6 protein-coding genes are annotated in these 5,523 nt (G+C 73.1%); 4 read left to right on the forward strand and 2 right to left on the reverse strand.

Annotation, left to right across the window (positions count from 1 at the left end; all coding sequences use genetic code 11):
• Positions 1-744 (reverse strand): hypothetical protein (locus tag ACIQOV_RS25295; protein WP_401052107.1); only part of this gene is annotated, 744 nt, incomplete at its 3' end.
• A 282-nt stretch (positions 745-1,026) separates the two neighbouring features.
• Between ACIQOV_RS25295 and bioB the strand changes: the two genes are divergently transcribed.
• Genes bioB through ACIQOV_RS25315 form a run of 4 tightly spaced genes read left to right on the forward strand, consistent with a single transcriptional unit; the run spans position 1,027 to position 4,881 of the window.
• Positions 1,027-2,295, forward strand: coding sequence for a biotin synthase BioB (gene bioB, locus ACIQOV_RS25300; protein ID WP_401052109.1), 1,269 nt, complete (start codon positions 1,027-1,029; stop codon positions 2,293-2,295).
• A 27-nt stretch (positions 2,296-2,322) separates the two neighbouring features.
• On the forward strand, positions 2,323-3,627 hold the full coding sequence (locus tag ACIQOV_RS25305; RefSeq protein WP_401052112.1) for an adenosylmethionine--8-amino-7-oxononanoate transaminase: 1,305 nt from the start codon (positions 2,323-2,325) through the stop codon (positions 3,625-3,627).
• Positions 3,624-4,382, forward strand: coding sequence for a dethiobiotin synthase (gene bioD, locus ACIQOV_RS25310; RefSeq protein ID WP_401052114.1), 759 nt, complete (start codon positions 3,624-3,626; stop codon positions 4,380-4,382). Before ACIQOV_RS25305 ends, bioD begins: the two co-directional genes overlap by 4 nt.
• A gap of 52 nt (positions 4,383-4,434) precedes the next feature.
• Entirely contained in the window at positions 4,435-4,881 is a 447-nt protein-coding gene (locus ACIQOV_RS25315) for a hypothetical protein (RefSeq protein ID WP_359913369.1), read from the forward strand.
• 229 nt (positions 4,882-5,110) lie between these two features.
• Here ACIQOV_RS25315 and ACIQOV_RS25320 read toward each other — a convergent pair whose 3' ends face one another.
• On the reverse strand, positions 5,111-5,338 hold the full coding sequence (locus ACIQOV_RS25320; RefSeq protein WP_401052118.1) for a hypothetical protein: 228 nt from the start codon (positions 5,336-5,338) through the stop codon (positions 5,111-5,113).
• Between the last annotated feature and the right edge of the window lie 185 nt (positions 5,339-5,523).

Genomic DNA, 5,523 nt, shown 5'->3' on the forward strand with positions numbered 1-5,523 from the left:
CGGCGCCCCGGTGCTGCCGGGGGTGGTGGCCGCCGGCCGGCCGTCGCCCGAGCGCGAGCTGGTGACGGTCACGTAGTGCCCGACCGCCTCGATCCGCGGCTCGCCGCCCGTCCGGGCGCCGCCGGGCGGCTGGGTGGGGGCGGTGGTGGTGTCGGCGAGGATGAAGGCGACCGCGCCGGGCTTGGCCCGCAGGGCGTCGGCGGCCCTGGCGGCGGAGGGCTGGTCGGGGAAGCGCAGCAGGGTGACGCTGCTGAGCACCGGGCGGTCCTGGCCGCTGAAGCTGACGGTCAGGTAGCTCTGGCAGCCGGTGTCCTTGAGCGGGTCCTGGGCGCGGTCCTGGAGCACTTCGGCGCAGTTCTCGCCCTGCCGGACGCCGTTGCGCCGTGCCTTGAAGGCGCCGACCTCGACGGGCCGCTGGGCGGGGAAGAGGTTGTCGACGTTGAGGGCCTCGGGGTCGGTGCGCGGCGGCGGGGCGCCCACCACCTTCGGCGTCGCGGTCGCGTCCTTGCTGGAGGGGCCGAGCCCGGGTATGTAGTCGCCGGGCATCGGGCGGGTGATGATCCATCCCCCGGCCGCGACCACGCCGACGACGACGATCCACCCGGCCGTTCGACGGACCGTCAGCCGACGGCCCCGCGTGCGGCCCGTCCCCCCATCGGTGCCGGCGTCGCCGCCGACCCGCTGCTCTGCCCGGCCTTCCCGGCCTTCTCCCGGAGTCGGGGTGCGCTCCCCCTGCGTGGTCATGGCGCAGATTCTAAGCATCCCGGGGGTGGCGTGGATCACGGGGTCGGGGGTTGTGGATCATCGTCCGCCGCGGCCCTCGGCCACCGGCCCGGAGTCACCCTCGCCGCCCGTTCACCACCCACTCCCTACCCACCGGTAACCTCTGGCCCGACCTCGCGTCAAGCGCGTGACCAGCGGCGGAGCCGTGACCTTCGACACTGTGGCAATCGGCACATCCTCACACCGATCTTCTGGCGGGTTTGCTCTGGCGCCGCTCGATCACCACCAGGCAGGATCGGCCCCATGGATCTGCTCGATACCCTCACCGCCAAGGGCCTGCGCGGCGAAGTCCCGACCCGCGAGGAGGCCCTGGCCGTCCTCGCCACCACCGACGACGAGCTGCTCGACGTGGTCGCCGCGGCCGGCAAGGTGCGCCGCCGCTGGTTCGGCCGCCGGGTCAAGCTCAACTACCTGGTGAACCTGAAGAGCGGGCTCTGCCCGGAGGACTGCTCGTACTGCTCGCAGCGGCTCGGGTCCAAGGCCGAGATCCTCAAGTACACCTGGCTCAAGCCGGACCAGGCCGCCGACGCGGCCCGCGCCGGGGTGGCCGGCGGCGCCAAGCGGGTCTGTCTGGTCGCCAGCGGCCGCGGTCCGACGGACCGCGACATCGACCGGGTCACCGACACCATGGCCGCCATCAAGGACGCCGACCCCGAGGTCGAGATCTGCGTCTGCCTCGGCCTGCTCTCCGACAACCAGGCCGAGCGGCTCAAGGCGGCGGGCGCCGACGCCTACAACCACAACCTCAACACCTCCGAGGGCACCTACGGGACCATCACCAAGACCCACACCTACGCGGACCGGGTGGACACCGTCCAGAAGGCCCACGGCGCGGGCCTGTCCGCCTGCTCCGGCCTGATCGCCGGCATGGGCGAGAGCGACGAGGACCTGGTCGACGTCGTCTTCGCCCTGCGCGACCTGGGCTCGGACTCCGTCCCGGTCAACTTCCTCATCCCGTTCGAGGGCACCCCGCTCGCCAAGGAGTGGAACCTCACCCCGCAGCGCTGCCTGCGCATCCTGGCGATGGTCCGCTTCGTCAACCCGGACACCGAGGTGCGGATCGCCGGCGGGCGCGAGGTGCACCTGCGCTCGATGCAGCCGCTCGGCCTGCACATCGCCAACTCCATCTTCCTCGGCGACTACCTGACCAGCGAGGGCCAGGCCGGGCAGACCGACCTCGACATGATCAAGGACGCCGGCTTCGAGGTCGAGGGCGCCGGCGAGGCCACCCTGCCGCGCCACCGCGCGGACGTCGCCGAGGCAGACCGGGCGGGCGGCGGCTGCGGCACCGCGGCCTCGGCCTGCGGCAGCGGCGGCGGCTGCGGGCCGTGCGGCGGGCACGCCCACAGCTCGGACGCCTCCGCCTCGGAGACCGTCCCCTCGGAGGCCGTCCCCTCGGAGGCCGTCTCCCCGGCGGCCGTCGCCGAATCCGGCGCCGAGGACGAGCTCCGCAGCGACCTCGTCAAGGTCCGCCGCCGCGGCGCCGGCACCGAACTCGCGCCCAACGCCTGACAGTTCCGACCCTCCGGAGAACGCACCATGCTCCAGCCGTCCGCGGCCGACCTGCTCGCCCTCGACCGCGCCCACGTGTGGCACCCGTACGGGCCGATGCCCGGGACCGTCACCCCGTACGTGGTCGAGTCCGCCTCCGGGGTGCGGCTGCGCCTGGCCGAGCCGGTCGCGGGCGGGCGGCGCGAGCTGGTCGACGGGATGTCGTCCTGGTGGGCGGCGATCCACGGCTACCGGCACCCGGTGCTGGACGAGGCGGTGCGCGATCAGCTGGGGCGGATGAGCCATGTGATGTTCGGCGGGCTCACCCACGAGCCCGCCGTCCGGCTGGCCGCCAGGCTGGTGGAGATCACCCCGGAGCCGCTGCGGCACGTCTTCCTCGCCGACTCGGGCTCGGTGGCCGTCGAGGTCGCGATGAAGATGTGCCTCCAGTACTGGCAGTCCACCGGGCGGCCGGCCAAGCGCCGGCTGCTCACCTGGCGCGGCGGCTACCACGGGGACACCTTCCACCCGATGTCGGTGTGCGACCCGGACGGCGGGATGCACCACCTCTGGGGCGGGGTGCTGCCCGGCCAGCTGTTCGCCCCGGAGCCGCCGGCCGGGTTCGATGCTCCGATCGACCCCGAATACGCCGCGCGGTTCGAGGAATTGATGGCGCGTCACGCCGACGAGCTGGCCGCCGTCATCGTCGAGCCGGTGGTCCAGGGCGCGGGCGGAATGCGCTTCCACTCCCCCGCCTACCTGCGGATGCTGCGCGAACTGTGCGACCGCTACGGGGTGTTGCTGGTCTTCGACGAGATCGCCACCGGCTTCGGGCGCAGCGGCGCCCTGTTCGCCGCCGACCACGCGGGGGTCTCGCCGGACGTGATGTGCCTGGGCAAGGCGCTGACTGGCGGCTACCTGACGCTGGCCGCCGCCCTGTGCACCGGCGAGGTCGCGGACGGGATCAGCCGCGGCGAGGTGCCGGTGCTCGCGCACGGGCCCACGTTCATGGGCAACCCGCTGGCCTGCGCGGTCGCCAACGCCTCGCTGGAGCTGCTGCTCGGGCAGGACTGGTCGACGGAGGTGAAGCGGATCGAGACCGGGCTGGCCGAGGGTCTCGCGGCGGCCGCCGACGTCCCCGGCGTACTCGACGTACGGGTCCAAGGGGCCATCGGCGTCGTGCAGTTGGACCACCCGGTGAACGTCCCGGCGGCCACCGAGGCGGCGGCGCGCGAAGGCGTGTGGCTGCGGCCGTTCCGGGACTTGATCTACACCATGCCCCCCTATGTGACGGAGGACGAGGACGTGGCACGGATCGCTGCCGCCGTGACCGCCGCGGCGGTGAAGGGATGAGCGCGCGCATCCTCTTCGTGACGGGGACCAACACGGACGTCGGCAAGACCGTCGCCACGGCCGCCGTCGCCTCGGCGGCACTGCGGGCCGGACGGAAGGTCGCCGTGCTCAAGCCCGGGCAGACCGGTGTGACGGCCGACGAGCCCGGCGACGCCGCCGAAGTCCGGCGCCTGGCGGGTGAGCTGACGATCAGTGAGCTGGTGCGCTACCCCGAGCCGCTGGCGCCCGACACCGCCGCCCGACGGGCCGGGATGCCGTACCTCTCCCCCGCCGACGTGGTGTCCGAGGTCGCCGAGCTGGCTTCCACACACGACCTGGTCCTGGTGGAAGGCGCGGGCGGGCTGCTGGTCCGCTACGACGACGAGGGCCGCACGCTCGCCGACCAGGCCCGGGCGGTGCTCGACGCCGGCCTTCCGGCCGAGGTCCTGCTGATCGCCTCCGCCGGGCTCGGGACGCTCAACATCGTCTCCCTCACCGCGGAGGCCCTGGCGGCCCGGGGCCTGCCGCTCGCGGGCGTGCTCGTCGGCTCCTGGCCCGCCGAACCCGGCCTCGCCGAGCGCTGCAACCTGGCCGACCTGCCCCGCTCCGCCGGCGCCCCACTGCTCGGCGCCCTGCCGGAACGAGCAGGCAGGGTCGAGGACTTCGCCACCCTCGCGTACGCCTCGCTGGCCCCTGAGCTGGGCGGCAGCTGGGACGCGGAGCACTTCGCGCACGTCCACCGGCCCGAATCGACCCCGCTTCGCTCGAAGGGGTGATCCCGGCTTCCGCCCCTGTCGGAAGCCGGGACGGCTCAATACCGTTCTTTCCATGACAGACGGGCTCACCGCAGACGAGGCCCTGCGGGCCTTGGCCGCCCTGGAGGCGGCGTGGAAGGACGACGACGAGGCGCTGTTCGCCCTGGCGGCGGGCGGCACCGGTGAACGGCCGCTGCCGGCACTGGTCGCCGCGTACGGCGAGCACGCCATGGATACCCTGATGGCGCTCGCCTTCGGGCTGCGCGCCACCATGAGCGACGAGGAGATCGCCGAGATCTCCGACGCCGTCAGCTCCAACATCGGCGCCCGGATGAGCGCCCTGCTGACCCAGACCCTGAAGGCCTGGGGCACCCTCGCCCCGGCGGAGGACCTCTCGGTGACGAAGATCATCGCCCACACCGTGATCGACGCGATGCGGGCCGTCACCGAGGACCCCAGCAAGACCGAGGTGCTGCCGCTGCTGGCGACCTTCCGCAGCTACGCCCTCAACGGCACCTGAGGGAGCGGGGATTCGCGGTTCGGCGTGGGCTTCGAGGCGACTCGAAGCCCACGCCGTCATGTCCGCACCCTCATCCAGCCCGCCGCGAACACGAACCCGCCCGTCGAGGCGGCGAGGAAGACGAGCACGAACACCAACGCGCTCGCGACGGAGGAGACGCGCTCGGGGATCATCGCGAGAACCGATGCCGCCAGCACAAGGCTTCCGGCCGTGACGACACCGGCACCGACTACGGCCGCATACCTCTGCGGAGGACGACGACCAGCCGCTCGATGACGTCCGGCCGGGCGGCCCCGAGGTCGATCAGGACGACGCCGGTGGCCTTGGCCGAGCGCCAGTCGATCCCGAGGGACGGGAGTTTCACGTCGGCGGCGCTCAGGACGGCCTGGAGGTCGTCGAGGACGTCGGCCGCGGTGCGACGGTCCTCGGCCGTGATCTTGTCGATCATGCTGCTCATCGGGCATCTCACTGTTCGGTGTTCGTGATCCAGCGCGCTTCGGTGTCCCACTCGATGCCGCCGCCCGGGGGCCGGAGGTAGGCGCGACCGTGCTGCCACCCCATGAAGGCGGCCCAGCGGCCGGAGCGGACGTCGAAGACCCGCTCGCCGACGATGGAGGGGCGGTGGGGGTTGGTCGGCGGCAC

Origin of the sequence: Kitasatospora sp. NPDC091257 (genome assembly GCF_044757675.1) — a bacterium.
GTDB classification, from domain to species: domain Bacteria; phylum Actinomycetota; class Actinomycetes; order Streptomycetales; family Streptomycetaceae; genus Kitasatospora; species Kitasatospora lactacystinica.